This window comes from Mesorhizobium sp. WSM3868 (assembly GCF_002294785.1).
Lineage (GTDB): Bacteria > Pseudomonadota > Alphaproteobacteria > Rhizobiales > Rhizobiaceae > Mesorhizobium.
In genome coordinates this window covers 298249-324712 of sequence record NZ_NSGB01000005.1, presented here as the reverse complement: position 1 = coordinate 324712, position 26464 = coordinate 298249, and the positions used below count along the sequence as shown (strand labels likewise).

22 protein-coding genes are annotated in these 26464 nt (G+C 64.3%); 11 read left to right on the top strand and 11 right to left on the bottom strand.

Going from position 1 to position 26464, the window contains the following annotated elements:
- Positions 1-6 precede the first annotated feature (6 nt).
- Both CK221_RS11545 and CK221_RS11540 read left to right on the top strand, forming a co-directional pair.
- Positions 7-1380, top strand: coding sequence for an MlaD family protein (locus CK221_RS11545; RefSeq protein ID WP_095777783.1), 1374 nt, complete (start codon positions 7-9; stop codon positions 1378-1380).
- Between the two features lie 88 nt (positions 1381-1468).
- Positions 1469-2059, top strand: a complete 591-nt coding sequence (locus CK221_RS11540) for an ABC-type transport auxiliary lipoprotein family protein (protein WP_095777782.1) — start codon at positions 1469-1471, stop codon at positions 2057-2059.
- Positions 2060-2092: 33 nt separating this feature from the next.
- On the opposite strand, the gene CK221_RS11535 is transcribed toward CK221_RS11540, so the two are convergent.
- Positions 2093-2707 carry a 3'-5' exonuclease gene (locus CK221_RS11535; protein ID WP_095777781.1) on the bottom strand — a complete coding sequence of 205 codons (615 nt, stop codon included), beginning with the start codon at positions 2705-2707 and terminating at the stop codon, positions 2093-2095.
- Positions 2708-2813: 106 nt separating this feature from the next.
- The gene (locus CK221_RS11530; protein ID WP_095777780.1) at positions 2814-9017 is read right to left on the bottom strand and encodes a kinesin; all 6204 of its coding nucleotides are present in this window, start codon (positions 9015-9017) and stop codon (positions 2814-2816) included.
- A gap of 291 nt (positions 9018-9308) precedes the next feature.
- On the opposite strand from CK221_RS11530, the gene CK221_RS11525 reads away from it, so the two are divergent.
- The 3 genes from CK221_RS11525 to CK221_RS11515 all read left to right on the top strand — a co-directional run bounded on the left by CK221_RS11525 (position 9309) and on the right by CK221_RS11515 (position 11230).
- A complete protein-coding gene (locus CK221_RS11525) occupies positions 9309-9677 on the top strand; it encodes an Hpt domain-containing protein (RefSeq protein ID WP_066992375.1) in 369 nt (122 codons plus the stop codon).
- A 107-nt stretch (positions 9678-9784) separates the two neighbouring features.
- On the top strand, positions 9785-10105 hold the full coding sequence (locus CK221_RS11520) for a 2Fe-2S iron-sulfur cluster-binding protein (RefSeq protein WP_066992377.1): 321 nt from the start codon (positions 9785-9787) through the stop codon (positions 10103-10105).
- Positions 10106-10198: 93 nt separating this feature from the next.
- On the top strand, positions 10199-11230 hold the full coding sequence (locus tag CK221_RS11515) for an NAD(P)/FAD-dependent oxidoreductase (protein ID WP_066992380.1): 1032 nt from the start codon (positions 10199-10201) through the stop codon (positions 11228-11230).
- A 5-nt stretch (positions 11231-11235) separates the two neighbouring features.
- Here the strand turns inward: CK221_RS11515 and CK221_RS11510 are convergent, their stop codons facing one another.
- The gene (locus tag CK221_RS11510; protein WP_095777779.1) at positions 11236-12723 is read right to left on the bottom strand and encodes an MDR family MFS transporter; all 1488 of its coding nucleotides are present in this window, start codon (positions 12721-12723) and stop codon (positions 11236-11238) included.
- Positions 12724-12943: 220 nt separating this feature from the next.
- On the bottom strand, positions 12944-13564 hold the full coding sequence (locus CK221_RS11505) for a DUF922 domain-containing protein (protein WP_066992386.1): 621 nt from the start codon (positions 13562-13564) through the stop codon (positions 12944-12946).
- Positions 13565-13648: 84 nt separating this feature from the next.
- Here CK221_RS11505 and folP point away from each other — a divergent pair, with 84 nt between their 5' ends.
- Genes folP through folK form a run of 3 tightly spaced genes read left to right on the top strand, consistent with a single transcriptional unit; the run spans position 13649 to position 15358 of the window.
- Complete coding sequence (gene folP / locus CK221_RS11500) at positions 13649-14500, top strand: dihydropteroate synthase (protein ID WP_095777778.1); 852 nt, start codon at positions 13649-13651, stop codon at positions 14498-14500.
- A 2-nt stretch (positions 14501-14502) separates the two neighbouring features.
- Entirely contained in the window at positions 14503-14862 is a 360-nt protein-coding gene (gene folB, locus CK221_RS11495; protein WP_066992392.1) for a dihydroneopterin aldolase, read from the top strand.
- Positions 14846-15358: a 2-amino-4-hydroxy-6-hydroxymethyldihydropteridine diphosphokinase gene (gene folK / locus CK221_RS11490; RefSeq protein ID WP_095777777.1), complete on the top strand. Its 513-nt coding sequence runs from the start codon at positions 14846-14848 to the stop codon at positions 15356-15358. Before folB ends, folK begins: the two co-directional genes overlap by 17 nt.
- Positions 15359-15423: 65 nt before the next feature.
- Here the strand turns inward: folK and CK221_RS11485 are convergent, their stop codons facing one another.
- Both CK221_RS11485 and CK221_RS11480 read right to left on the bottom strand, forming a co-directional pair.
- The gene (locus CK221_RS11485; RefSeq protein ID WP_066992399.1) at positions 15424-15972 is read right to left on the bottom strand and encodes a DUF924 family protein; all 549 of its coding nucleotides are present in this window, start codon (positions 15970-15972) and stop codon (positions 15424-15426) included.
- A 10-nt stretch (positions 15973-15982) separates the two neighbouring features.
- Positions 15983-17818: a monovalent cation:proton antiporter-2 (CPA2) family protein gene (locus CK221_RS11480; RefSeq protein ID WP_095777776.1), complete on the bottom strand. Its 1836-nt coding sequence runs from the start codon at positions 17816-17818 to the stop codon at positions 15983-15985.
- 207 nt (positions 17819-18025) lie between these two features.
- On the opposite strand from CK221_RS11480, the gene CK221_RS11475 reads away from it, so the two are divergent.
- Positions 18026-18358, top strand: a complete 333-nt coding sequence (locus CK221_RS11475) for a hypothetical protein (RefSeq protein WP_245430616.1) — start codon at positions 18026-18028, stop codon at positions 18356-18358.
- 69 nt (positions 18359-18427) lie between these two features.
- Here CK221_RS11475 and CK221_RS11470 read toward each other — a convergent pair whose 3' ends face one another.
- From CK221_RS11470 to CK221_RS11455, 4 genes are all read right to left on the bottom strand, one after another.
- Positions 18428-18955, bottom strand: coding sequence for a hypothetical protein (locus tag CK221_RS11470; RefSeq protein WP_245430617.1), 528 nt, complete (start codon positions 18953-18955; stop codon positions 18428-18430).
- 126 nt (positions 18956-19081) lie between these two features.
- The gene (locus tag CK221_RS11465; protein ID WP_095777774.1) at positions 19082-20161 is read right to left on the bottom strand and encodes a TIGR01620 family protein; all 1080 of its coding nucleotides are present in this window, start codon (positions 20159-20161) and stop codon (positions 19082-19084) included.
- Positions 20158-21627 carry a YcjX family protein gene (locus CK221_RS11460; RefSeq protein ID WP_095777773.1) on the bottom strand — a complete coding sequence of 490 codons (1470 nt, stop codon included), beginning with the start codon at positions 21625-21627 and terminating at the stop codon, positions 20158-20160. The genes CK221_RS11465 and CK221_RS11460 overlap by 4 nt, the downstream gene beginning before the upstream one ends.
- Positions 21628-21690: 63 nt before the next feature.
- Complete coding sequence (locus tag CK221_RS11455) at positions 21691-22194, bottom strand: histidine phosphatase family protein (RefSeq protein WP_066992417.1); 504 nt, start codon at positions 22192-22194, stop codon at positions 21691-21693.
- A 255-nt stretch (positions 22195-22449) separates the two neighbouring features.
- Between CK221_RS11455 and dksA the strand changes: the two genes are divergently transcribed.
- Positions 22450-22866: an RNA polymerase-binding protein DksA gene (dksA, locus tag CK221_RS11450; protein ID WP_040972254.1), complete on the top strand. Its 417-nt coding sequence runs from the start codon at positions 22450-22452 to the stop codon at positions 22864-22866.
- Positions 22867-22950: 84 nt separating this feature from the next.
- Here the strand turns inward: dksA and CK221_RS11445 are convergent, their stop codons facing one another.
- A complete protein-coding gene (locus CK221_RS11445; RefSeq protein ID WP_095777772.1) occupies positions 22951-23661 on the bottom strand; it encodes a flagellar biosynthetic protein FliO in 711 nt (236 codons plus the stop codon).
- 208 nt (positions 23662-23869) lie between these two features.
- On the opposite strand from CK221_RS11445, the gene CK221_RS11440 reads away from it, so the two are divergent.
- On the top strand, positions 23870-26449 hold the full coding sequence (locus CK221_RS11440) for a PAS domain-containing sensor histidine kinase (RefSeq protein WP_067319741.1): 2580 nt from the start codon (positions 23870-23872) through the stop codon (positions 26447-26449).
- Positions 26450-26464: the final 15 nt, after the last annotated feature.

Here is a 26464-nt window from a genome sequence, read left to right as displayed (position 1 = left end):
GGGGCAATGGAAACCAGAGCCAACTACGTCATTGTCGGCATTTTCACGCTGGCCGCTATCCTCGCGGCGTTCGCCTTCGTCTACTGGACGGCCGCGATCGGCGAGCGTGGCGAGACGACGCTGCTGCGGGTGCGCATCCCGGGCTCGGCTTCGGGCCTTGGCCGCGGCAGCTTCGTGCTGTTCAACGGCGTCAAGGTGGGCGACGTCAAACGGGTCTATATCGATGTCGACAACCCGACCGTCGCCATCGCCGACACCGAGATCGACCGCATGACGCCGATCACCAAGTCCACGCAGGCCGATATCGGGCTCGCCGGCCTCACCGGCCAGGCCAATATCGAGCTGAAAGGCGCCGATCCCAAGGAAGTGAAGCTGCTCGACCAGGCCGAGAAAGAAGGCAGGGTTCCGGAGATCGTCGCCAATCCGTCGGCCGTGACCAACCTGCTGCAGACGGCGCAGAACATCTTCACGCGTGCCGATAAGGTGCTTTCCGAGTTGGAAGGCTTCACCAAGGATGTTCGCGGACCTCTGACGCAGACAGTCAAGAACGTCGAGACCTTCTCCAACGCGCTGGCCAAGAATTCGGACGGCATCGATAAATTCCTGTCCGCCGTGAGCTCGCTTTCGGAGCAATTGCAAAATGTGTCGGGCCGACTCGACAGCACGCTGAAGGCGGCCGAGGGCCTGCTCAATTCGGTCGACAAGGACCGGATCAAGAGCATCGTCGCCAATGTCGACACTGTCACCGCGAACCTCAAGGAAACCAGCGGGCAGTTGGACGGCGTGCTGAAGAACGTCGATGCCGCGGTGGGGTCGGTCAACGACTTCGCCAAGCAGACGCAAGGTACGCTCGCCAAGGTCAACGGCGTTCTCGATGGGATAGATCCGGCGGATGTCCGTGCGGCGCTCGCCAACATCCAGAAGGCGAGCGACAGCGCCAACAAGGCGGCCGCCGACATCGCCAAGGTCACCGACAAGATCGCCAACCGCTCCGACGACATCAACGATACGATCAAGAATGCCCGCCAGCTTGCGCAACGCCTCAACGACGCCTCCGTGCGCGTCGACGGAATTCTCGAGAAGGTCGACAAGCTTCTCGGGTCCGGTGAAGCCAATGGCGTAATGGCCGATGCTCGGGCGACGCTGAAGTCCTTCAAGCAGGTTGCCGATACGCTGAACTCTCGGCTGGGCACCATCGTCGACAATCTGTCGCGCTTCTCCGGCCAGGGGCTGCAGGATGTCGAGGCGCTGGTCCAGGCCAGCCGGCGCTCGATCAGCCGAATCGAGGAAGCGGTGACAGATCTCAGCCGAAACCCGCAGCGCATACTGACGGGCGGCGAGGGGGAGGTCCGTCAGTTTGACGGCAGGGCACGGCGTTGACTTCCGCTGCTGCGAACGCCAAGAACATGGATTGCAGCTGTAAGTTGATCGTCAGATCCGGGGACAGTGGGGATCGCGCGTGAAGTCAGTGAGAGGGTTGAAGTCCGTTGCTGCCGCGACGCTCGTGTTCACGCTTGCAGGCTGCGCGGTACTGGGGGGCAGGCCGGCGCCGCTCGACACGTTCGAGCTTTCCGCGCCTTCGCTCGACATGCGAGGCCACAGCCGCCGCCAGATCCTGATCGCCCAACCCTCGGCGCTGAAGGCGCTGGACAGCCAGAACATCGTGATCAGGCCGTCCGACCAGTCGATCCAGTTCCTCAAGGGCGCGCAATGGGCGGACCGCCTGCCGCTGATCGTGCAGGCAAGGCTCGCCGAGACTTTTCAGCGCTCCGGCAGCTTTGCCGGTGTCGGCAAGCCGGGCGAGGGTCTGGCGATCGACTACCAGATCATCGTCGAGGTGCGGTCCTTCGAAGTCCGGGTCAATGGGGGCGAACATGCCGATGTGGACCTGTTCGTGCGCATCCTCAACGATCGCAATGGCGAGGTGCGCGCCTCGAAGGACTTCACGGCCAGCGCACCGGTCTCGGGCGGCGGAAACGCCGCTTATGTCGGTGCCCTGGACAACGCGTTCGGCCAAGCGGCGAAGGACATCGTGCGCTGGACCGATTCGGTGATCTGAACGAATGCGCGTGCCTGTGCGGTGCCGCGCAAGCTACAAACACTCGAAGACGTCTGCCTGCAATTTTTCGGATTTCAACAGATGTTGCAGGGTGTAGGTCAGCGATAGCGCATCGTCGAGCGCGTCGTGTGCCCGCAACGGAACGTGGTCGACGCCATAGTAGTCCGCCAGCTTGTTGCTGGGTGTCCTCGCCAAATCTTCGATCGGCATCCCTGCCGCTAGCAGCAGCTTGACTGCATTGTCGAACCGGTTGGCTGGTATGGAAACGGGAATGCCGGCGATATAACAACTGATCGCGACCATGTTCAGCTCGTCCTTGCCCCAGGACCAAAAGCGCGCACCGTCGGAGAACCGGTCGATGTCGGCAAGAGCTTCTGCCAATCCGACTCCCTCGGTCTCCAGGGTTTCTTCAGTGATGCCGGTGAGCTGGGTGAAAAACGGATCGAGCGCGTATCCCCGGCCGAATCGGTCAATCGGTTGCACATAGGCGCGGTGCGTGCCTAATAGGGGAAACTCCCCCTCAAGTCCGAGCTTTACTGCGCCGACCTGGGCTATGACCGGATCGGGATCATGAGCCGCGCACCAAAATCTGCGTTGCGAGCCTTCGAGGCAAAGAAATTCGCAGTCGAAGATTATCGCTGTCTTCAAGGCCTTCCCGCCAATTCGAAGATGGGACCTGCGTCAAACTAAAAGTAGATTCTAAAATGAAGAAGCGGAGCAATGGCCCCGCTTCAGTGTCTGACAGGTGCCCCGCTCAGTGCAGGCGGCCGCTGGCGTGGGCCAGCATCGTGTAGACCTTGCCGGTGTCCGACGTGAGATAGGTTTGCGCCATGATGTTGTCGCGGTCGTTGCGCGATACGTCCTTGAGCAGCTTCTCGAAATCGTCGCAGTAGCGGTCGACGGCGGCGCGGAACTCGGCCTCGGCCTGATACTTGCGGCGGATCTCGTCGAAGGTCTGCTGGCCCTTCAGCGTGTAGAGCCGGCGCGTGAACACGTCGCGCTCGCCGCGGCGGTAGCGGTTCCACAGCTCGATCGAGGCGTCATGGTCGATGGCGCGGGCGATGTCGACCGACAGCGAGTTCAGCGATTCCATGACATGCAGCGGCGAACGCTGGGCAGGGGTCGCGCGCGGTGCTTCCGCGGGCGTCGCCGGCTTCAGCTCTTCCTCGCGCGAGGCGTTGGTCAGGAGATCGCGCACCCAGCCGCCCTGCTGCGTGCGGCCGTTCGGATCGCGGCGCGGCGCTTCCGCCGGGCGCTCGAGATCGAGGGTGCCGCGCAGCGTCGTCTCGCCGAGCGGTGCCTGCGGCGCCGGGCGCTCCGGCTGAGGCTGCTGCGGCGCCGGCGGGCGGCGCAGCGGCTGCTCGGCGGGGCGAGCGGGCGACTGCGGCGCGGGGCGCAGGGCGCGCGGCTCGCCGGTCTCGCTGCTGCCGCTGCGGCCGGATTTCGCAACGATATCCGACAGTTCCTTGAGCGCGTTAATCTGCTCGGCGACGGCGCGGCGGATGGCCGAGGTCGATTCCTTCGCCTCCTCCGGCATCTCGATGACGCCTTTCTTGAGCTCGGCGCGGGTGAGGTCCAGCTCGCTCTTGATGGAGCCCGCAGTGCGCCGCATCTCCTCGGTCGCGTCGGCGAAGCGGCGCGTCGCCGAATCGACGACCTCGGCGATGGCGGTGCGAATCTTCTCCGCCGATTCCATCGTCCGGCCCTCGGCATTCTGCATCGTCTGGCCCACAAGAGTCTCGAAGGAGCGCATGACTTTCTCGAGGTCTTCCGACTTCTTGACCAGGCCGACGGCGAGGTCTTCCAGCGACGACTGCCGCTCCAGCGTGTGCTCGAGATTGCTCTGCGCGGAGCTCAGCAGGTCCGAGGCGCTGGACAGCAGGCGGCTGTGCTCGTCGAACTTGGTCGCGATCGAGGCGACCTCGCGCAACGTCGCCGACGACAGATCGGTGAGCCGCGTCGTGTTGGAATCAACGAGGCGCGCCGAGCTGGCAAAGGTCTGGGCCGCCTTCTCGGTGGTCGCCGCGAAGCTCTGCGTGCTGCCGCTCAGGCGCTCCTCGACCTGGCCGAGATTGACGGCCGCCTGGTCGATCAGCTGACTGAGCTGCGCGCTGGAGGTGGTCATGCGGCCGATAAGGTCGGCAACGCTGTCGGCCAGCGTCGAGCGGGCGCCCTCGACCGCCGAGAGCGTCTCCGCGGTACGGTTGGCGAGCGCATTGACGAGGGCCGCGTTTTCGCTGCGCAGCTTCTCGGTCGCCCGTTCGGTGACCTCTTCCATGCTCTTTTGCAGCTCGGAGCCGCCCTGGGCGAAGCGCTCGACCAGGGGACGCGCCGTCTCGTCGAGAATCTTCGACATTTCGGCGGAGCGCGCCGCAAGCATGGTGTTGAGCTCGCGGGTGTTGGCGCCGATGGTCTTTGCCGCCTCGTTGGTGCTCTGGCCGATATGCTGGCCGACCGCGGTGAAGGTTTCGGCAATGACGTTGGCGCGCGAGATGAGCTGCGCCTCGGCGCTGGAGACCTGCTCGTTGAGCTTCTGGCCCATCGTTTCGGCGCCATAGGCGAGCCGGTTCTCGACGCTCGCCACCTGTTCCTCGACACGGGCCGCCGCCGCAGCGGCGCTCGAGGCCAGGCGTTCGTCGGCACCGGCAAGTGCCTGCTCGATCTCGCGGGCGTGGACGGCGAGTTCCTGGCCGGTCTGGCGGGCACGGTCGGCGACGCGCTGCTCGGTGGCGGCGAATGCGCCGACAATGGTGTCGGCATGTTCGCCGATGGTCGAGGTGCTGCTGGCGATGCGCGACACCAAACGGTTGTCGGCGTCGTCGAAGATGCGGGCAATTTCGGACGCCCGCGACGACAGCGCCTCCGAACCTTCGGCAATGCGCGAGATCAGATGCTGGTCGGCGGCGTCGAAGATGCGGCCGAGATCCGAAGCGCGGGCGGCCAGCGCTTCGGCCGATTCGGTGATGCGCATGCTGAGGCGCTCGTCCGCGCCCTCGAAGTTGCGCAGGATGTCGCCGGCGCGGGCTGCGAGCGACTGCGCCGTTTCGACCGCGCGGGCGACCAGTTTCTGGTCGGCGGCGTCGAAGGTGCCGGCGATCTCGCCAGCGCGGGCGGCGAGCTTGTCGGCGGTTTCCTCGGCACGGGCCATGAGCGCGTTGGACGCATCATCGGCGCGGGCCATCAGCATGCTCGAGGTGTCCTGAGCGCGCTCGTGCAGGCGGCGGTCGGCCTGCTCGAAGGCGTTGGCAATCTCTTCGGCCCGGGCGAGCAGCGCAGCCGAAGTCTGTTCGGCGCGTTCGGCGATCTTGCGATCGGCGTCGCTGAAGGCGGCGCCCGCCTGCTCGTGAAGCGTGCTGGTGATTTCCATCACCTTGTCGCGCAGCGCGCCGGCAACGAAGACGGCGGTCTTTTCGAGGACGCCGCGGACATTGTCGACGCCGGCCGAAAGCGCACGCTCCATGGTGCCGGCGCGTTCTTCGATGATGCCGGTCTGGCGGCTGAAGGCCTGCTCGATCTTCTCGACATCGGCAGCGATCGCCGCCGAGATGTCGCTGCTCTTGGCCGCGATCTGGTCGATATGGCCGGACACCGAACGGTCGACGTCCTTGCGCGCTTCGGCGAGCTTGACGAGGTCATCTTCCAGGGCGCGGGCCAGCATGTCGCGGCCTTCGGACAGCTTGCCGATGTGACCGGCGATGACGCCGTCGATCTCCGAGCGGCTTTCCGCCAGCTTCTGCAGATCGGATTCAAGCGCCCGCTTGAGGATGTCGCGACCCTCGGCGAGCTTTTCCACCTGGCCGGAGACCAGCCCGTCGATGCCGGCGCGGCTCTCGGCGAGCTTGGCCAGGTCGGCCTCGAGGGCGCGCGTGAGGACATCGCGGCCTTCCGCGAGCTTGTCCACCTGGGCGGCGACGAGGCCGTCGATCGAGGCGCGGCTTTCGGCGAGCTTGGCGAGGTCCGCTTCGAGCGCACGCTTGAGGATATCGCGGCCTTCGGCCAGCTTCTCCACCTGGCCAGCGACCAGACCATCGATCGAGGACCGGCTTTCGGCCAGCTTGGCGAGATCGTCCTCCAAGGCCTTGGACAGGGTCGAGCGGTCCTGGACCAGCCTGTCGGCGTGGGTCTGCATGAGGCCGCTGGCATTGGCCATGTCGGCATCCAGGACGCGCGACAGCTCGGCGCGATGGTCGGCGATCTTCTGCGAATGATCGACGATGGCGCCCTGGATGGTGTTGAGGTCCGCTTCCAGAGCGCGTTTGAGGATATCGCGGCCCTCGGCAAGCTTCTCGACCTGGCCGGCCACCAAGCCATCGATGCTGGAACGGCTCTCGGCCAGCTTGGCCAGATCGTCCTCGAGCGACTTCGACAGCACGGCGCGGTCCTGGACGAGCCTGTTCTGGTGATCGGAGATCGCGCCGCCGACGGTCTGCAGGTCGGCCTCCAGGGCCTGCGACAGCTGAGCGCGTTCCTCCTGCACCTTCTCGGAGTGTCCCGCAATGGCACCCCTGATGGTGTTGATGTCGGCTTCCAGGGCACGCTTCAAGATATCGCGGCCTTCGGCGAGCTTCTCGACCTGGCCGGCAACCAGGCCGTCGATCGAGGCGCGGCTCTCGGCCAACTTGGCGAGATCGGATTCAAGCGTCTGGGACAGCAGGCTGCGGTCCTCGACAAGCCTGCCGGCGTGGCTGTCGATCAGGCTTCGGATTCCGCTCAGGTCGCCCTCCAGCGCGCGGCTGAGTTCACCCCTGTCCTCCGCGAGCTTGGCCGAATGGGTCTCGATCAGGTCCCTTATCCCGGCGATGTCGGTCTCCAGCGCCTTGGCGAGCACGGCGCGGCCCTCGGCGATCTTCTCGACCTGGCCGGCGACCAGGCCGTCGATCGAGGCGCGGCTGTCCGCCAGTTTGCCGAGATCGGCCTCCAGCGCGCGCGCCAGAATGTTGCGGCCCTCGGCCAGCTTGCCGACATGTCCAGCGACCATTTCGTCAATTATGGTGCGGGCTTGCACGAGTTTGCCGGAGTCTTCGTTCAGCGCCTGGGAGAGGCGGTTGCGACTCTCTTGGAGCTGCTCGAGATGGGCGCCGAGCGAGGCGTCGATGGCCGCGTGGGACTCGTTGACCTTGCGCAGGTCCTCTTCCAGCGCGCGAGAGATAAGGCTGCGGCCCTCGGCCAGTTTTTGGACCTGACTGGCCACGGCCTCATCGATGCCGGCGCGACTCTCGGCGAATTTCGCGAGGTCCTCCTGCATGGCGGCGGCCATACGGTTGCTGCTGTCGGAGAGCTTCCGGCTGTGGTCTTCGATGGCTTCGTCAATGCCGGCGCGAGCATCGGCGAGGCGCTGGATGTCGGAATCGAAGGCGCGCGACACGACATGGCGGGCCGCCTCCATGCGTCCGGCGAAATCCGTGGCGCGGGCTTCGAGCATGGAAGAGGTCGACGAGATGATGTCGGCCATGTCGGCCCCGATCTGGGTCTTGCCCTGATCGATCATCGACGACAGCTGGTCCTTGCTCTCGGCGAAGGTGTTGGCGATCTCGCGCGCACGTTCGACCAGAGTTTCGTTGATCTGGCGGGCACGCGCTTCGAGCGCGGCATTGAGCTTCTGGGTGCCGGTGTCGAGTGCTTCGGCGCGGGTCTGGAACTCGCTGATCAGCGCCTGGCCGCGCTCGGCCAGCGTCCGCTCGATGCCGCTGAGGCTTGCTTCGAACTCGGAGTTCAGTGTGCGGGCGGCGCCGCCGAGCAGCGAAACCATGCCGTTGGTGCGATCGTCAAGAAGATCGGTCAGCGAACGGGTAAGGCCGTCCGTGGTGTCGGTCAGCTTGGCGATGCGGGTGTCGAGCAGGCTGGCGAAGGCCTCGCCCGAGGTCGACAAGCGGTCGGTGATCGTGTCGAGCCGGGTTTCCACCGAGTCGAAGATCGACAGCGAGCTCTCGTTGATGCGATCGATCAGCGTGTCACCCGAATTGTTGATCGTCATCGACAGCTTGGTCGAGGCATTGAGGATCGAATCGCGGATGATATCGCTGGCGGCACCGATCTCGTCGCGCAGCGTCTCGTGCGCGCCGTGGATCGAAGCGCGCACGCGCTCGGCATGGCTAACGACAGCTTCGCGCTCGCTGCCCAGCCCGTCGACCAGCGAGCGGATACGCGCTTCGTTCTCGGAATAGGAGCGCTCGATCTGGTTGACTTCGCTGTGGACGAGGGTTTCGAGCTCGACGGCGCGGGCCAAAGTGCGCTCGATGCCTTCGCCCATGGCGGCGACCTCGCGGCGAACGGCCTGACCGATCATCATGACGCGGTCTTGGGCAAGGTTTTCCGGCTCGGCGAGGCGGAAGGCCACTTCTGTCATGGATTGCGCGGCGATGCGCATTTCCTGCGCGCGCCGGATCATGGCGGCGAAGGCCCAGAACAGGATGACTGGGATGATCGCCGCGACCGCCAGGCCGATCAGCTCGGGGCGGGCGAAGAACTGGTCGAGAGTGCGGATCTGCCAGATGCTCGGCCCAAACAGCAGGTTGGCGAGGCCGCCGGCGCCTGCGATCCAGGCGAGTGAAATGAACGCGATCACCCAGTAGACGGTGCTCGAAGCGCGCCGGTTGAGGCCATGCAGAAGCGTCCGGTAATCCTTTTGGCGATCGTCATTGGCCGGCGTGAAACCGGCGGGAGCCGGCGCAAAACCGTTCGGTTGCGAGGCGCGCGATTCGACCGGGCGCAGTTCCACCGGCTTCGGCTGGGGCGCCGCCTTCGCGGCCTGAGGCTCATTTGCCGGCTCGATTCTATGGCTGCGGCCTTCGCGCGCCAGTTCATCCGCGGCCGCCGAAATCTGGGCCTCGAGATCTTCCATCGACGCCGCCATGTCGAGCCCGCCTTCGTCGCCGTTCAGGTCAAGGTCAAGCGCCTTTTCCAGTTCCGCGGCCACGTCGCTCTCGAGAGATTTGGTCGTCGTCGGTTTCTTAGCCATGCCTTCGCTACCCTGTACTAGCTGCCGCGGGACTTATGATTTTGGCCTGATTCTGGCTTGTCTGGTCCCAGACAGGAGGCTGAAAATGGACGTTCGTATCGTAATGACACACACGGGTAAAGAAAACATGCATTCCCGGCGATACGTAAAACTTTAAATATAAGGTTAACGAGAGCGTGATTTGGCTGCCTCCGTGACAACATTTTTCCCCGGCAATCGTTAACCCGTTGGCGACGGGAATCCGCCTATTTTCGGGCCGCCGGCCGGCCCTTTCTTGGAGTAGCAGTGCGTATGCGTGGCGAGATTGGTATTGCGTTTTCCATGCCCGGCGGCGACGTGTCGGGGACGGCAGGTTCGCGACCTGTGGATATGGCCCACCTTGCGCGGCAGACGATGGATGATCGCGCGCTCGAACAGGAGGTGCTGGCGCTGTTCGTGCAGCAGGCGCTTTCGGTGCGCGACAAGATCGTCGATGCCGATGCCAAGGAACGGGTGCTCCTTGCACACGGCCTGAAAGGCTCGGCCCGCGGCATCGGCGCCTTTGCCGTCGCCGAATGCGCTGCAGCCATTGAAAAGCAGCCTGAGGATGGTCGCATCCTGAGGAAGCTGGGCGTGCTGATCGATGAAGTGCGGGACTTCATCGCCGCCATCAGCCGGTAGTCCTCCAGGGAGCACATCCAGAAAAAACGTCATGCGGTGGCGCTTTCGCGCCGCAGTTGACTTGTCCGGCGGAGTGATTATCTCGGCTGCGACTCCTCAGGTGACAAATGGCCAAGCTGACTTACATCGCCAATGACGGTACTCAATTCGACGTGGAGGCCGAGAACGGCTCGACCGTCATGGAAAACGCGATCCGCAACGCGGTGCCCGGCATCGAGGCCGAATGCGGCGGCGCCTGCGCCTGCGCGACCTGTCATGTCTATGTCGACGAGGCCTGGACGGGCGAGGTCGGCGAGCCGGAAGCGATGGAGGAGGACATGCTGGATTTCGCCTACGACGTCCGGCCCAACTCGCGCCTGTCCTGCCAGATCAAGGTGCGCGACGCGCTCGACGGTCTGGTCGTGCGCGTTCCCGAACGGCAGGGCTGAACCAAGTCTCCATTTCCAATTTTGCCGTGGCTGCTTGGCAGCGAGCCAATGCTCATGCACTGTCGCCAGCATTCCCAAAATGGGGCGGAGCTGATGACGGACACGATCAAGACGGACGTACTCATTGTCGGGGCAGGGCCGGTCGGCCTATTCGCCGTGTTCGAGCTCGGGCTCTTCGACATGAAGTGCCATCTCATCGACATCCTCGACCGTCCCGGCGGGCAATGCGCCGAGCTCTATCCGGAAAAGCCGATCTACGACATTCCCGGCTGGCCGATGATCACTGCCCAGGGTCTGGTCGACAAGCTGCTCGAACAGATCCATCCCTTCAAGCCGGACTTCACTTTCAACCGGATGGTCTCAAGCCTCGAAAAGCTCGAGGACGGCAGCTTCCGCGTCACCACGGACGAGGCTGAGGTGTTCGAAGCCAAGGTGGTGGTGATCGCCGCCGGCGGCGGCTCGTTCCAGCCCAAGCGACCGCCCATCCCGGGCATCGAGAGCTACGAAGGCAAGAGCGTGTTCTACTCGGTCCGGCGCATGGAAGATTTCCGCGGCCACGATCTCGTCATCGTCGGCGGCGGCGATTCGGCGCTCGACTGGACGCTCAACCTGCAGCCAATCGCCAAAAGCGTGACGCTTGTCCACCGGCGCCCGGAATTCCGGGCTGCGCCCGACAGCGTCAACAAGATGTATGCCATGCAGGAGATGAAAGAGCTGGAATTCCTGGTCGGTCAGGTGAGCGGGCTCGCGGGCGCCGACGGCCAGCTCTCGTCCGCCACCATCAAGGGTGGCCCCGATGGCGATATCGAGGTGCCATGCACCCGCATGCTGCCGTTCTTCGGCCTCACCATGAAACTCGGGCCGATCGCCGAATGGGGGCTGAACCTGCATGAGAACCTCATCCCGGTCGACACCGAGAAATTCCAGACGTCGGTTCCCGGCATCTTCGCCATCGGCGACATCAACTGGTATCCGGGCAAGCTGAAGCTGATTCTGTCAGGGTTCCATGAGGTTGCCCTGATGGCGCAGGCCGCAAAACGCATCGTCAGCCCGGGCGAGCGCATCATCTTCCAGTACACGACCTCGTCGACCAGCCTGCAAAAGAAGCTCGGCGTCCACGATTGACGTGATCATTCGGCGAGCACGGGCGCTGCGTGCTCGTCCTTGCCGCGCAGCGGCTTTTCCGGCATCAGCGCCAGCGCGATCAATGCCAGAACAAGAGTGATGCCGGCGGTGAGGAAGATCATCACGAACGGCATTGCCGATGTCAGCTCGATATGCGTCTGCGAGCCCTCGGCGGCGAGCGGCAGGCCGTAGCCGAGCGCGACGGCGCCGAGCAGGGCGACGCCAAGCGCGCCGCCCAGTGTGCGCAGGAAGGTCAGGACGCCGGTCGCGACACCGAGATGGGCGCGATCGACCGCGTTCTGTACCGAGACGGTGCTGACCGGGAAGGTCGTGCCACTGCCGAGGCCAATGAGGGTCGTCAGGATTTCGACTTCGAGCAGCGAGGCGTGCGTCGCAATGGCACTCAGCACCCCGATGCACGCGATCGCCAAACTGACGCCGACCATGGCAATGCGCTTGTAGTGGACGAAGCGCGGGATCATGCGGCCGCTGAAGGTGGCACCGGCAACAGTGCCGAGCAGGAGACCCAGCATGGCGATGCCGGATTCGCTGACCGAGAGCCCGACAACCGATTGCAGATAGACCGGCAGGTAAACCGACGCCCCGATGTTTGCCGCCTGCAGCAGGAACATCGACAACGTGCCGGCGAGCACGATCCGGTTGCCCAGCACCTCGAGCGAGATCAAAGGCTCACTGGCCCTCAGCAGCCGCAGCGCGAACAACGCCCAGAACGCGGCCGAGCAGGCCACCAGCCCAAGGATTTCCGGCGAGAACCACGGATAGGTGCTGCCACCCCAGTTGAGCGCCAGAAGCAGCAGCGCCGTGGCGATCACCAAGAGCACTGCGCCCAGCCCGTCGATGCGGTGATGTTTGGCCGCGATCGGCAACTTCTTCAGCGGATTGTTGATGATGGCCATCGCCAGGAAGCCGATCGGCAGGTTGATCCAGAAGATCAACGACCAGTGGAGATGCTCTGCGAAGACACCGCCAAGCAGCGGGCCGGCGACGCTGGCGACCGCCCAGGTGCCGGAGATCCAGGCGGCGTAGCGGGCCCGCTCGCGTGGCGGCACCAGATCGCCGATGACGGTTTGCGTCAGCGCGAAAAGGCCGCCGCCGCCGGCCCCCTGGATCGCCCGGCCGATGACCAGCACCAGCATGTTGGGGGCCAGGGCGCTAACCAGCGATCCCAAAAGAAAGATCAGGATGGCGGCGTAGATGACCGGCCGGCGACCGTAGACGTCGGAAATCTTGCCGTAGAGCGGCGCCATCGCAGTGGCCGTCAGCAGATAGCCGGTCACGATCCAGGGCAGGTATTCGGCGTGGCCGAGCGCGCGCGCGATGGTCGGCAAGGCAGGCGACACAATGGTCTGGTCAAGCGCCGCCAGAAGCATCGACAAGAGCACGCCGCCGATGATGGCGTTCTTCTCGCTCTCGCTGATCGACGGCGGGGCCATTGTCCTCATCGTCGTGCGATTGTCGACGGTCTGGTCCATGCGTCACTCTTTCAAGGTCGGTGCGCCGTCGGCAAGAAGCAGCCGGTGCGGGGCGTCCTGCGCCCGTCATTCGTATCTCGGTTTCCAAAGTCCGCCGGACGGCAAACCCGATATATGTCGGTCGATATAGGCCGTTTTCGACCGATGCTCGAAAGTTTTTTGGAATCTGGCACCATTGTTTCGGCGGTGTTGGCTTTCGCCGGCACCACCGGTCCAATGGTCAAGCCGGCGGCAACCGCCCGCTTTGGGTGCGCTGCATCCGGTAGCGCAGGAGCCGGATGATTCGGCTCTCGAAATTGACGCTTTCGACGCGGTCGAACTGCACCTGGGCGCGATCGTGCTTGGCGAGGATGGCGGCCGAGATCTGGGCGGCCTGGGCCTTCGCGGCTTCGCAGGTCCTTTGCGGATAAGTCGCCTTCAGCGCGTCCTCGAGTTCGCGCGCGTGATTCTTGGCGATCTCGACATGGCGCTCTTCGTGGCGCTTGATGTCGGCCGACAGCGTATCCCAGAACAGCCTGACCTGCGGATCCGCCTTGCGCGGGCGCCGCCATTCCGGGAGGATCACCTTGACCTTCACGGTCACCTGCGCGTTCGCGATCCGGCAGGAATTCGCGGTCTGCGCGTAGCTGACGCGGGTGGTGAAAGCCATCTGCGTTGCGCCCGGATGCCGGGAGCCGGTGCTCTTCACTTCCGGTCCGTTTTTCGTCAGCTGTTTTTCGATGTCGTCCAGCGTGCGGCCGCCGACGCTGAAATAGCTGTAGGTCTTCACCAGATTCGCCGTGGCGGCCGGCGTTGCGGCGAGCGTGAGCATCAGGGCGCAGAGCAGGGAACGGTTCATCATGTTGCCTCTTCACGCACCTTGCTTTACGGCCGTTGCCGGCGCAACGAAATTGATTTCGCGCGGATCACGCATGGTTGATGGACAATGACGACAAGGCGGTGGCAGCTCGCGCATGGACGCCATCTCGACCTCGGCCCCAAGTCGGTCGTGGTCGGCATCCTCAACGTCACGCCGGATAGTTTTTCCGACGGGGGATTGTTCATCGCGCCGGAGAAGGCGATAGCCCAGGCGCGCCGCATGGCGGAAGAAGGCGCGGCCATCATCGACATCGGCGGGGAATCGACGCGGCCCGGTTTTGCCCCGATCAGCGCCGAAGAAGAGCAGGCGCGGGTGCTGCCGGTCATCGAGGCGCTCGCGGCATCGGGCGAGGCGCTGATTTCGGTCGACACCTATCGCGAGGACACCGCGCGGCGGGCCGTCGCTGCGGGGGCGCATATCGTCAACGATGTCTGGGGACTGCAGCGCGAGCCCGGCATCGCGAGAGTCGCAGCCGAGACCGGCGCCGGCCTGATCATCATGCACACCGGCCGTGAACGCCAGAAGCTGCCGGACGTGATCGAGGACCAGCTTCTGTTCCTCAGCAAATCGCTGGAGATCGCGCGCGCCAGAAATGTTGCCGATGACCAGGTCGTGCTCGACGCCGGTTTCGGCTTTGCCAAGGAAACGACCGAGGAAAACCTCGATCTGATGGCGCGGTTCTCCGAGCTTCAGGCGCTTGGCTTTCCGCTGATGGCGGGAACGTCGCGAAAGCGTTTTATCGGCGGCGTCACCGGGCGCGAGCCCGCTGAGCGCGCTGTCGGCACGGCGGCCACGAGCGTCATTCTGCGGCTCAAGGGAGCCGATCTTTTTCGCGTCCACGATGTCGCAATCAACGTGGATGCGCTGGCGATGGCCGATGCTATGCTGGCGCGAGGAAAACTTTCTCCCGGACGCTGACGATGTATGTCATCCGCATGAAGAACTGCGCCTTCTTTGCCCGGCACGGCGTGCTGGACGAGGAGGAGACGCTCGGTCAGCGTTTTTATGTCGACGCCGAACTCACCGTCGAGCCCAGCCGGCCGCTGGAGGACGATTCGATCGAGGATACCGTCAATTACGGCATCGCCTTCGCGGTCATCGAGAAGATCGTCACCGGGCACCGGCGTTTCCTGATCGAGGCGCTGGCGCTGGAAGTGGCGAAAGCGCTGGCGGCACGCTTTCCGCAGATCAGGAAAGCGGAAATTACGGTGCGCAAGCCGAACGCCCCGGTTCCGGGCGTGCTCGATCATGTCGAGGTGACAGTTGTCTGGCCTCAATAGCGCCGTCTACCTTAGCCTCGGCGGGAATCTCGGCGATCCGGCGAAATCCATGGCCGCGGCGCTGCGCATGCTGGACGGCGACGACAAGACGCGCGTCACCGCTGTTTCCTCACTCTACCGGACGCCGCCGTGGGGCAAGCTCGACCAGCCGGATTTTCTCAATGCCTCGGCCGGCATCGAAACCGCGCGCTCGCCACGCGGCCTGCTCGATCTCTGCCTGGACGTCGAGAGGCGCCTGAAGCGGGTGCGCGAGGAACGTTGGGGGCCGCGCCTGATCGACATCGACATTCTGGTGTTCGGTGACCGGGTGATCCACGAGATGGGTCTTGAGGTTCCCCATCCGCGCATGCTGGAGCGGGCCTTCGTGCTGGCGCCGCTGGCCGAGATCGCGCCCGACCTTGTGGTCGGCAACAGAAGCGTGTCGGAGCGGCTCGGCGCCGTCGATATTTCGGGGATCGAGCGGCTGCCGTCCGGCCGGGAGTGGTGGCTCGGCTGAGCCGTTTGTTTTCAAGCAATTTTCTGGGCGGAAAATCGCTACACATTCTGGAATTGGTCCGGCTATCAGCCGGAGAAACCGCCGCCCTCGAGAAACGTCTTTTCCTCTGGCGTCGTCTCGCGGCCGAGCATTTTGTTTCGATGCGGGAAGCGCCCGAAGCGCTGGATGATCTCCAGGTGCTCCTTGGCGTATTTGAGATAATCCGGCGCCCTCGCCGCTGTGAGTTCGAGCGAGCGTTCCTGATCCGCGAGCGACTCCGAATGCTCAAAGGGGAGATAGAGGAAGACGCGAAGCGCTTCTTCGAACTCGAGATCCTGACCAGCGGCGATCGCCCGGTCGGCGAAATGCCTGGCCAGCGGATCGGTCGCATACATATGCCCGGTGCCGCGGAAGCAGTTGCGCGGAAACTGGTCGAGCAGGATCATCAGCGCCAGCGATCCTTCGGCATGCTCGCTCCAGGCGTCGCATTCGCGCCGGGCGGCGGCGTGGTGCAGCTCGAGGAAGCAGTCGCGGAAACCCGAGTCGAACGCGTCGTTCTTTTCGAACCAGGCGTCCTCGCCGGCATCGCGCCAGAATTTGGTGACGGCAAGCGCCCGCGGGTCGAGTTCTGCCATGCGTTGCTCCTCAGCTCTTCGTCTCTGCCTTGTTCAGCACGCCGGCCGTCTCTTCGTTCAGCGCTCGGCCGGCGCGGCGCGGCTGCGCGAGCGGGGTCGGGATCGGCGTGCCGATATTGCCTTTGAGAAAGCGCTGGCCGGCGCGGATACCTTCGGCGAGCTGTGTCTCGATGCGAGCTGTGTCGCGGCGGCGGACGTCCTCGATCACCTCGGCTACCTCTTCCGGATCGACGCCCAGCGCTTCCAGGGCCGAGCCGCCGAAGACCAGCGCCGATTCAAAGGTCTCGCGCAACTGATAGTCGACGCCGGCGCGGATGAGTTGCAGCGCGGTGCCGCGGTCGAAGGCACGCGCCAGGATAGTGACCAGCGGGAATTCCGCCTTGATCAATTGCGCGATGCGCACGGCCACGTCCGGTTTGTCGACGCAGATCAGCACGGCGCGCGCGCGGCCAGCGCCTGCCGCACGCAGGATGTCGAGCCGCGTGCCGTCGCCGTAATAGACCTTGAAGCCGAAATCGGCCGCCGCCTGGATCATCTCGACCTCATTGTCGATGATCGAGACGTCGAGACCGCGCAAAAGCAGCGGCTGGCTGGCGATCTGGCCGAAGCGGCCGAAGCCGATGATCAGCACGCTGCCGGTTAGCCCGTCGGCGATGTCGACGCCTTCCAGCGATTGCTCGTCGCGCGGGGTGAGGTAGCGCAGTGCCAAGATAGCCACGGGCGTCAGCACCATGGAGATGATGACGATGGCGGTCAGAGTGGAATTGGCCTGGCCGTCGATGATGCCGACGACGGCGGCCGAGGAATAGAGCACAAAGGCGAATTCGCCGCCCTGCGCCATGAAGACGGCGCGCTCGAGCGCCTCGCGATGGCCGCTCTTGAGCATACGCGCGACCAGATAGATGCCGAGCCCCTTCATGACCATATAGGCGACGACATAAATGGCGACCAAGCGCCAGTTCTGGGCGACGACGCCAAGGTCGAGCGACATGCCGACGGCAAGAAAGAACAGGCCGAGCAGGATGCCGCGAAACGGCTCGATATCGGCTTCGAGCTGGTGGCGGAAGGTCGATTCGGAGAGCAGCACGCCGGCGAGGAACGCACCCATCGCCATCGACAGACCGGAAAGCTGCATGGCTAGCGCCGACCCAAGCACCACCAGCAGGGCGGCGGCCGTCATCACTTCGCGGGCGCGGGCATCGGCTAGGATGCGGAAGAGCGGGTTGAGCAGATAGCGACCGGCCACGACGAGGCCGATGATCGCCGCGATCCCGATCCCCACTTCGGTCAAGCGCTCAGACAGGCTGGTCTCCGCGCCCCCGGGCGCCAGGAACGCCACCAGCGCCAGAAGCGGCACGATCATCAGGTCTTCGAGCAGAAGGATCGAGACGATGCGCTGCCCCTTGGGTGCGGCGATCTCGCCGCGCTCCTCGAGCAGTTGTATGACGATCGCGGTCGAGGTCAGCACAAAGCCGGCGCCGGCGACGAAGGATTGCGCGATCGGAAAGCCTCCGGCCAGGCCGACGAGCGTCAACAGAACGGCGCAGACGCCAACCTGCAGCGCGCCGAGACCAAAGATTTCCCGGCGCAGGCCCCAGAGCCGCGACGGCTGCATTTCCAGGCCGATGATGAACAGGAACATGACGACGCCAAGCTCGGCGACGTGAAGGATGGCTTCCGATTCGGAAAAAATGCGGAGGCCGAACGGCCCGATGACCACACCGGCAGCGAGATAGCCGAGGATGGAGCCCAGCCCGATGCGCTTGAAGATCGGCACGGCGATCACGCCGGCAGCGAGCAGCGCCACTACCTGTACGAGATCGCTGCCCGATGCTTCAGCCGCCATGACTACCGTCCTTTCGTTTCAGCACTCCTTGCATGCAGCGGGAGTGCGAGGCAAGGGCAGGGGGCCTGGCAGGAAGAGCAGGGGTGTCGGCCCGAAAACGAGCGTGTGCCGTCAGACAAACTCCCGCTGCAGCTTCGTACGCAAGTTTACGCAGCCCGGTCGTTGCGCGCCGCCACAATCAAAGGTTAAGGCCGGTAGGCTTTGGCTATGGAGCTTCAGCCATTGGAGGGCAGCGGCGATGGGCCGCTGCCTTTTTTTGAGGAGATGACTGACATGAAGAAGTTTTTGCTCGTTGCCGTTGGCGTTGCGGCGCTGGCCGTTTCGGCCTGTTCGAAGGGACCGGAGTGCACACAGGAGATCGCCGCCAAGAAGGCGCAGGCCATGGCTGCCGCGCTTCAGGAAGCAATCACCAAGGATCCGAGCAAGGCGGCTGATCTGACGGCCAAGGTGCAGGCCGTGACGACGAAATATCAGAATGCCACGACGCTGGACGAAGCCTGCAAGGCATATGACGAAGTGACTGCCGCCATCAAGGGTTGAGCCAAGTCAAACGAAAGAAGGCGGTGGCCATTGGCTGCCGCCTTTTGTCTTCCTCGATCGCGCTTTTGCTCAGTTCTTCGCGATCGAGCCGACTTCGACCGTGTCGACCCGCTTTAGGCTCATGCCGATAACCGGCACCAGTTGCTTGTCGACGCGCACGGCGACCGTCACGGTCATCGAATTGTCGTCGGGGACGCGCGCCTGCATGACGCCGTTCAACTGGTTGCGGTTAATGGTGAAGACGACCTTCTGGGGATCGACGACATTGCCGCCGACAATGTCCATGCCGTTGCCGGTCGAGCCGCCCATGAAAGTGCCTTTGTAACCATCCCGGCCCCGGCGTTCGACCGTCGCCGACATCTTCTGGGTGAAAACGCCGACCCGGCAGTCGCCGTCCAGCGTCATGCCGACCTTGCCGTCCGGCGTGGAACCGTTGAAATTGCAGGTGAATTTCGTGCCCTTGTATTTGCCGGCGATGATTTCGCCAGGGCCGACCCATTTGCCTTCGACCGAGCGGAAAAACTGCTTGTCAGCGTCTGCTCCAAAGGCCCTTTCGACGAGCCCGAGCGGTACGGCGGCCGCAACCGTTGCGGTCATGACGCAGGACAAGATTACGCTTCTCATTGACAACACCCGGCACGAACGAGTCTGCTGTTGGAACCAGAGTGACCATGAAGAAGATTGGTTAATGCTTCGTCACTGGCGACCGTTTCTGCATTTACCTTACTGCTCGCTTTGGCCACCCTTTCGCGACGCGAACGAGGTCAATGCCGAGAGGAAATCGCCTAGCCCCGGTCGCTTTACCGCAATGAACGGCAGCGGGCGCGTCGTTTCCATCGCCGCGATGCCGATGCGCGCCGTCATCATGCCGTTGACGACGCCTTCACCAAGCTTTGCCGAGAGCTTCGCGGCAAGGCCGTGGCCGACGATCTGCTGCACGAAACTGTCGCCGACGGCGATCGAGCCGGTCACCGCCAGATGCGCAAGCACACCGCGCGCCAGGCGAAAGAAGCCCAGTGTACCGGGACGGCCGCCATAAAGTTCCGACAGGCGCCGGATCAACCTGCCGGCCTCGAACACGACATAGGCGACGTCGACCAACGCGCGCGGGCTGACCGCCGTCACCAGCGAGACGCGCTTCGCGGCCTCCAGGATCATCATCTTGGCGCGGGTATCGAGCGGCGACAGGATCTCGGTTTCGGCGAGCCGCACCAGATTGGCGCCATCGATAATCTCGCCGCGCAATTCGGCGAGTGAGCGGCGGCCGGCCGCAGTCTCCGGTTTTGCCGCGACAAATGCGGAAAGCTCATCGACCAGAGCGCGCGCGGCCTTGGGGTCGTCGCGCGCCACCGCATCCACGGCCCGTCGCTGTAGTTTCTCGACCTCAGCGAGGCGTGCGATGGCGAGGAACTCGCGGATCAGGACGATAAGCAGCGACAAAAGCGCGATGGCCGCCATGCCGGCCGCCAGCCAGCCCAGCCATTCGGCGCGCGCGAAAAGGTCACGGATGAGCTGATCCATCCACAAGCCGACCGCGAGCGAGACAAGCACGCCGAAAGCTCCGAAAAACAGGCGTGCCAGCAGCGAGCGCCTCCTTGGAGCGGTAGCCGGTGGCGGCGGGGCCTGCTCAATATCCGGCTGGTCGAAAACGTCGATCTCCGAGGGAATGACGACGACGACATCGGCCCTGGCGGCGCGTGGCCTGCGCACGGGCTGTTCGGCGCCACGCTTCTGCGGCGCCTCGTGCCTTGGCGCGGACTCGGGCTCGATGCGGAAGGCCGCCGGTTTGCGGGGCGGATTCATGCCAGACGATCTCCGATCAGGAACTGAAGCGCGCGGTCGAGGCGAATATGCGGCAAAGACAGCGTGACGCCTTCGGCCGTCCGCTCGAGCTTCGGCGGACGAAAGCGCACGAAACGGATCGCCGGTTCATTGTTTTCCGCCTGCTGCCCGGAAGCGTCGAACACGGGATCGACCTTTTCCGGCAAGTCACCGGGAAATATGGCTGTTTCGGCTTTGCCGTCGAATGTCTCGCCGTTGATCTTCTCGCCTTTCAAGGGCGTGCCGATGATCACCGGCAATGTCTCGCGGCCTTGCTTCACGGTGCCCTCGCGGGTCGAGCGCACCGCCGCCATGGCGACCACATCGACATCGGCGCCGCTGAAATTGGCCCGCGCCACCGCCCGGTCGGCCAGGCGGCGCACGATCGCCTGCAACCGGTCATGGCTTTCGTGGTGCAACTGGTCGGCTTTGGTCGCCGCCACCAGTATGCGGTCAATGCGCCTCGAAAACAGGTCGGTGACGAAATTGCCCCGCCCGGGTCGGAAGCAGGAGAGGATTTCGGTGACGGCCCGTTCGAGGTCGGCCATGGCGGCCGGGCCGGCGTTGAGCGCCTGCATGGCGTCGATCAGCACGATCTGGCGGTCGAGACGGGTGATATGCTCGCGAAAGAACGGTTTTACGACATGCGTCTTGTAGGCCTCGTAGCGGCGCTCCATCATCGCCTGCAGCGATCCGGGGCGGCGCCGTTCGGACAATTTCATCAGCGGCGCGAAGGTCAGCGCCGGCGAGCCTTCGAGATCGCCCGGCATCAGGAAACGACCCGGCGGCAGCGTCGAGAGCGCACGTTCGTCGAACTTGCAAGCCTTGAGATAGGCGGCGAAGCTTTCGGCGAGACGGCGCGCCGTCATCTCGTCCGCGTCGGCGTCCGGATCGACCGAGGAGGCCAGCTCCTGCCACGCCTGTGACAGGTCGGAGCGGACCGGTAGGGCGGCCAGCTCCACCGCCTCGCGCGAAAAATCGGCGAAAGATTTACCGAGCAGCGGCAGGTCGAGCAGCCATTCGCCGGGATAATCGACGATGTCGATCGACAGCTTTCCGGCCGAAAACAGCCGGTTCCAGCCGGAGGCCGACTCGTATTCGATGGTCAGCCTCAGCTCTGAAATGGCGCGCGTCGAATCCGGCCAGACACGGTCGTCGACCAGGGCCGCAACATGGTCCTCGTACTGGAAGCGCGGGACGGCGTCGTCCGGCTGCTCCTCGAGCAAGGCGCGGGCGATGCGGCTCGATTTTTGCGCTTCGAACAGCGGCAGCCGCCCGCCATGGATAAGGTTATGCACGAGAGCGGAAATGAACACCGTCTTGCCGGCGCGGGAGAGGCCGGTGACGCCCAGTCGCAGGGATGGGGAGAAGAGCCCGGCGGCCCGGCCCGACAACGTGTCGAGCGCAATCCTCGCCTCGTCGGTGAAAGTGGTCAGCGATGATGCCAAATCTGCCTCTGGGTCGCCCGTCAGGGCCCGATATAGGCCTTGGGCAAGGCGTTTGAAATGGTGTCAGAGATCGGCGGGACTGAGAAAGGCCTCGAGATAACCACGGCCCTGGCCTGCTTCACCGAGATTGCCGGGAAAACGCACGACGGCGAGTCCGGAAGTGGGAAAGCCGTGGTTGAGCATGCCTCGCGCGGTCTCATCGCCGTCGCCCGACACCGCCATGGCTAGGTCCTCGGTCATCGGATTGTGGCCGATCACCAGCAATGAGCCGGCCCCGCTGTTCTTACGAATGATTTCGAGGTAACCGGCGGCATCTTCGCTGTAGAGTGTGTCGAAGAACAGCACCCGGCCGGTGTCGGTGCGGCCCGCAAGGCCTTCAAGGGTCTGCCGTGCTCGCTTGGCGTTGGAGCAGAGCGTGACATCCGGCACGTAGTCCCGGGCCCGCATGGCGTCACCCATCGCCTCAGCGTCGGCCATGCCCGATTCGTCGAGCGGACGATCGAAGTCACGAACGCCGGGCAGCGCCCATCCGGCCTTGGCATGCCTCAACAGATAAAGTCTGCTCAACCGGCTCCCCCTTTATGTTGAATACGCTGAGCGTTTTGGCGATTAGTCACCAGAACCGTGTCGTGCACAATGGCATAGGACGCGCAACCGCGCCGAATCGCTGATGAATTCGATCCCGACCGTTGAGAAATGGCCGCCGCGAATGCCTGCTGCTGCGAAGACTAACAAATGCGTGAAACTGTTATTGTTTCCGCTTGTGCAGCCCCTTGTCCGCGAATATATAGGCGCCAAATTTGGGGTTGTTGGGTGAGTCGAATGAACGACATCGTTACCGCCGATTACGTACCCTCCGAAGACGAGCCGTTCATGAACGAACGGCAGAAATCATACTTCCGCCAGAAGCTTATCACATGGAAGAATGACATCCTTCGCGAAGCGCGTGAAACACTCGAAATCCTCCAGCAAGAAAACGCCAACCATCCCGACCTAGCCGACCGCGCCTCTTCCGAAACCGACCGAGCCATCGAACTGCGCGCCCGCGATCGCCAGCGCAAGCTCATCTCGAAAATCGACTCCGCGCTGCAGCGCATCGACGAAGGCACCTATGGTTATTGCGAGGAAACCGGCGAGCCGATCGCGCTGAAGCGGCTCGACGCCCGCCCGATCGCGACGCTGTCGATCGAGGCGCAGGAGCGCCACGAACGCCGCGAGAAGGTCTACCGCGACGACTGACGCGGGTTGGGACAGACGCAGGTTTTGCGAAAATGGCCGGATCTTTCCGGCCATTTTCTTTTTTGAGCGGCAATCGTTTGGGGGTCAGCGTTTGTGGCTGGCCAGCTCGCCGAGAAGCTTGGTCATCTCGTCATCGAGCGAGGGCTTCGCCGCCGGCTTGCTTGCCGGTTTGGAATGGGACTCCTCCAACGATGCCTCGAGCTCGTGCATCAGTGTGTCGTCGATCGAGTCGTTGGAGGGCTGCGGCGGGGCCTGCCGGCCAGTGCCATTCGTCCCATACGCAGGGAGTGGCATGACTTTCGCGGCCGGGGGAGGCGGTACCACCGGCTTTGCCGGAGGGGGCGCCGCGCGCGGGCGCGACACGGGCTCGCTCACGGGAGCCGGCGCCGGTGCGGTCGGCTGCCGGGCCGGGGCGGGTGCGGGCTGAGGCGCCCGCGGGCGCGGCGCGGCGGTCTGCTGCTGGCCGCTGTCTCCGGTCAGCGCCGGGCGGCGAGGTGCTGCCAGCCTTATGTCGCGCTCGACCACGACATCAGTCGGGCCGCCGATCAGGATGAGGTGTTCGATATCGTCGCGCCGCACCAGCACCAGCCGGCGGTGGCTGTCGACAGCGGTGGCGTCCATGACGGCGAGCCGTGTCTTGCGATTCCGGCCTCCGGCAACGAAGGTGCCGAAAGTCAGGTTGCGGACTACCTTGATGACGAGCAGGACCACGACCAGCAGAACAAGGGCCGCGAACGTCCATAGAATTGCAGCGACGTAACCCGGCCCCGCTACGCTATCCAGCCACTGCAGCATCGGTGCACCCAATCGCCTTTGAAGTGACGCGACACTAGACCTTAGGGACTAGCCTCCGCAAGGCGACATCACCCATCGTGAACAGTTTGAAACATGAATCGTTGATTTTATCGGACATTTGCCGTCCGGGCCTTTTCCGCTACAGGAGAATGTGATTCAACCGGCCGTTCGCGGGTGTCGGGGTATCGGAATCACGAGCAGGGGGCACATGGCCAAGGAAACGCGCGGCGATTTCTATCCGGTACCGATCGTCGACCAAAACACGCGTCCGGGCGCCATCGCCAGGCTCATCATCTTCATCGTCGTTTTGACCGGCGCGGCGGTCGTCTTCGGGTTGTTCCGCGAGCGCCTCGGCGATCCGTTCCTGCTCGGCATGCTTGGCGTGCTCGCCATGATCGGCGTCGGCTTTCTGTTCGCGACGGCGATCGGCTTCGTGCAGATCGCGCCGCGTTCAACCGGAGACGAGCTGTCCAAAGCGTTCGTCGATTCAATGTCGCAAGGCCTCCTGGTCACCGACACCAAGGGTCGCGTAATCTACGCCAACCGGGCCTATGCCGAGATGACGGGTGCCGCTTCGGCGGCCGACCTCAAGACGGTCGAGGGGCTGCTTTCGGACGTCCCCGAGGCTTCAATGACCATCTACCGGCTGGCGTCCGGCCTGCGCGACGGCCAGGCCGGCGACGGTGAATTCCGCCTGGCGCAATCGATCAAGCCTGGGGCCGAGCCGGGCGCGCGCTGGTACCGCGTCCGCGCCCGCGCCTTCAATGTGCCGGGCCAGCGGCTGCCGATGCTTGCCTGGCAGATCGCAGACATCTCGCAGGAGCGGGCGGAACAGGAGCGTTTCTTCCTCGACCTGCAAAAGGCGATAGACCATCTCGACCACGCGCCCGCAGGCTTCTTCTCGGCCGACCAGGAAGGCCGCGTTACTTATATCAATGCGACGCTTGCCGAATGGCTGGGCATCGACCTTGCCAGCTTCACCCCGGGCGCGGTCACGCTGCCGGAGATCGTCGCCGGCGACGGTATGGCGCTCGTCCGCTCGGTCAAGGCTGATCCCGGCGCCACGCGCAACGCCGTCATCGACCTTGATCTGACGACAATGAGCGGCCAGGCACTGCCGGTCCGCTTCATGCACCGCGTTTCGGCAAGCCGCGAAGGAGTGAACGGGCCGACGCGCACCATCGTGCTCAACCGCACCCAGGGAGAGGACGCGTCCGCCGACCTGCGCGCCTCGGAGGTGCGCTTCACGCGTTTCTTCAACTCGACGCCGATGGCGATAGCCGGCGTCGATGCCGGCGGGCGCATCCTGCGCACCAATGCGCCGTTCCTGTCGCTGTTTTCGTCCGTCGTCGACCGAGACGCTGTCGACCGGCGCGTGCGTTTCGAGAGCGTGGTGCATGAACGCGACCGGCCGGCCTTCGCCGCCGCCTTCGAGAAGGCGCGGCAGCGGCAGGCCAATATCGAGCCGATCGACTCGCTGCTACCCGGGCATGAGGAGCGCCACATCCGCTTCTACGTGAATGCCGTCGCCGACGGCGCCGGTAGCGAGGGTGCGGAGGAATCGGCCATCGTCTACGCCGTCGAGACTACCGAGCAGAAGGCGCTCGAGGGCCAGATGGCGCAGAGCCAGAAGATGCAGGCGGTCGGCCAGCTTGCCGGCGGCATCGCGCACGACTTCAACAACGTGCTCACCGCCATCATCATGGCGTCGGACCTCCTGCTCACCAACCACCGGCCGTCGGACCCGTCCTTCCCCGACATCATGAACATCAAGCAGAACGCCAACCGGGCGGCGTCGCTTGTTAGGCAGTTGCTGGCCTTCTCGCGCAAGCAGACCTTGCGGCCGGAAGTTCTCAACCTGACCGATGTGCTTGCCGATCTGCGCATGCTGCTTGCCCGCCTGGTGGGCAACGATATCAGGCTGAAGATCGACCACGGGCGCGATCTGTGGCCGGTCAAGGTCGACATCGGCCAATTCGAGCAGGTGGTGGTTAATCTCGCCGTCAACGCGCGCGATGCGATGCCCACCGGCGGCGATCTTACCGTGCGCACCCGCAACGTCATGGCCGAGGAGTGCAAATCGTTCCCGTATCGCGAGCTTATCCCGGCCGATTATGTGCTGGTCGAGGTCGAGGACACGGGCAGCGGCATCGCGCCGGAGGTGCTGAAGAAGATATTCGAGCCGTTCTTCACCACAAAGGAGGTCGGCAAGGGAACGGGCCTTGGCCTCTCGATGGTGTATGGCATCATCAAGCAGACCGGCGGCTTCATCTACTGCGATTCCGAAGTCGGCAAGGGCACGGTGTTCCGGATCTTCCTGCCGCGTCACGTGACGGAGGTGAAGAAGGCGAGCGAGCCTGCCGACACTGCGGCGGCGGCAGCTCCAGCCAAGCCGGCCGACACGGCGAAGGACCTCTCAGGTTCGGCGACCGTGCTTCTGGTCGAGGACGAGGACGCCGTTCGCATGGGCGGCGTGAGGGCGCTGACTTCGCGCGGCTACACCGTTCACGAGGCTTCCTCCGGCGTCGAGGCGCTGGAGGTATTCGAGGCACTCGGCGGCAAGGTCGACATCGTCGTGTCCGATGTGGTGATGCCGGAAATGGACGGGCCGACGCTGCTCGGCGAATTGCGCAAGCGCCAGCCGGACATAAAATTCGTCTTCGTTTCCGGCTATGCCGAGGACGCCTTTGCCAAAAACCTGCCGGCCGACGCGCATTTCGGCTTCCTGCCCAAACCATTCTCGCTCAAGCAACTGGCGACGATCGTCAAAGACGTGCTGGAATCTTAAAGCGCATCGGTGAAG

Bases quoted from the DNA above. Each gene is read 5' to 3' on its own strand.
- CK221_RS11545 (WP_095777783.1), top strand. From the start codon at position 7: ATGGAAACCAGAGCCAACTACGTCATTGTCGGCATTTTCACGCTGGCC.
- CK221_RS11530 (WP_095777780.1), bottom strand. From the start codon at position 9,017: ATGGCTAAGAAACCGACGACGACCAAATCTCTCGAGAGCGACGTGGCC.
- CK221_RS11525 (WP_066992375.1), top strand. From the start codon at position 9,309: ATGCGTGGCGAGATTGGTATTGCGTTTTCCATGCCCGGCGGCGACGTG.
- CK221_RS11520 (WP_066992377.1), top strand. From the start codon at position 9,785: ATGGCCAAGCTGACTTACATCGCCAATGACGGTACTCAATTCGACGTG.
- CK221_RS11515 (WP_066992380.1), top strand. From the start codon at position 10,199: ATGACGGACACGATCAAGACGGACGTACTCATTGTCGGGGCAGGGCCG.
- CK221_RS11510 (WP_095777779.1), bottom strand. From the start codon at position 12,723: ATGGACCAGACCGTCGACAATCGCACGACGATGAGGACAATGGCCCCG.
- CK221_RS11505 (WP_066992386.1), bottom strand. From the start codon at position 13,564: ATGATGAACCGTTCCCTGCTCTGCGCCCTGATGCTCACGCTCGCCGCA.
- folP (WP_095777778.1), top strand. From the start codon at position 13,649: ATGACGACAAGGCGGTGGCAGCTCGCGCATGGACGCCATCTCGACCTC.
- folB (WP_066992392.1), top strand. From the start codon at position 14,503: ATGTATGTCATCCGCATGAAGAACTGCGCCTTCTTTGCCCGGCACGGC.
- CK221_RS11485 (WP_066992399.1), bottom strand. From the start codon at position 15,972: ATGGCAGAACTCGACCCGCGGGCGCTTGCCGTCACCAAATTCTGGCGC.
- CK221_RS11480 (WP_095777776.1), bottom strand. From the start codon at position 17,818: ATGGCGGCTGAAGCATCGGGCAGCGATCTCGTACAGGTAGTGGCGCTG.
- CK221_RS11475 (WP_245430616.1), top strand. From the start codon at position 18,026: ATGGAGCTTCAGCCATTGGAGGGCAGCGGCGATGGGCCGCTGCCTTTT.
- CK221_RS11470 (WP_245430617.1), bottom strand. From the start codon at position 18,955: ATGACCGCAACGGTTGCGGCCGCCGTACCGCTCGGGCTCGTCGAAAGG.
- CK221_RS11465 (WP_095777774.1), bottom strand. From the start codon at position 20,161: ATGAATCCGCCCCGCAAACCGGCGGCCTTCCGCATCGAGCCCGAGTCC.
- dksA (WP_040972254.1), top strand. From the start codon at position 22,450: ATGAACGACATCGTTACCGCCGATTACGTACCCTCCGAAGACGAGCCG.
- CK221_RS11445 (WP_095777772.1), bottom strand. From the start codon at position 23,661: ATGCTGCAGTGGCTGGATAGCGTAGCGGGGCCGGGTTACGTCGCTGCA.
- CK221_RS11440 (WP_067319741.1), top strand. From the start codon at position 23,870: ATGGCCAAGGAAACGCGCGGCGATTTCTATCCGGTACCGATCGTCGAC.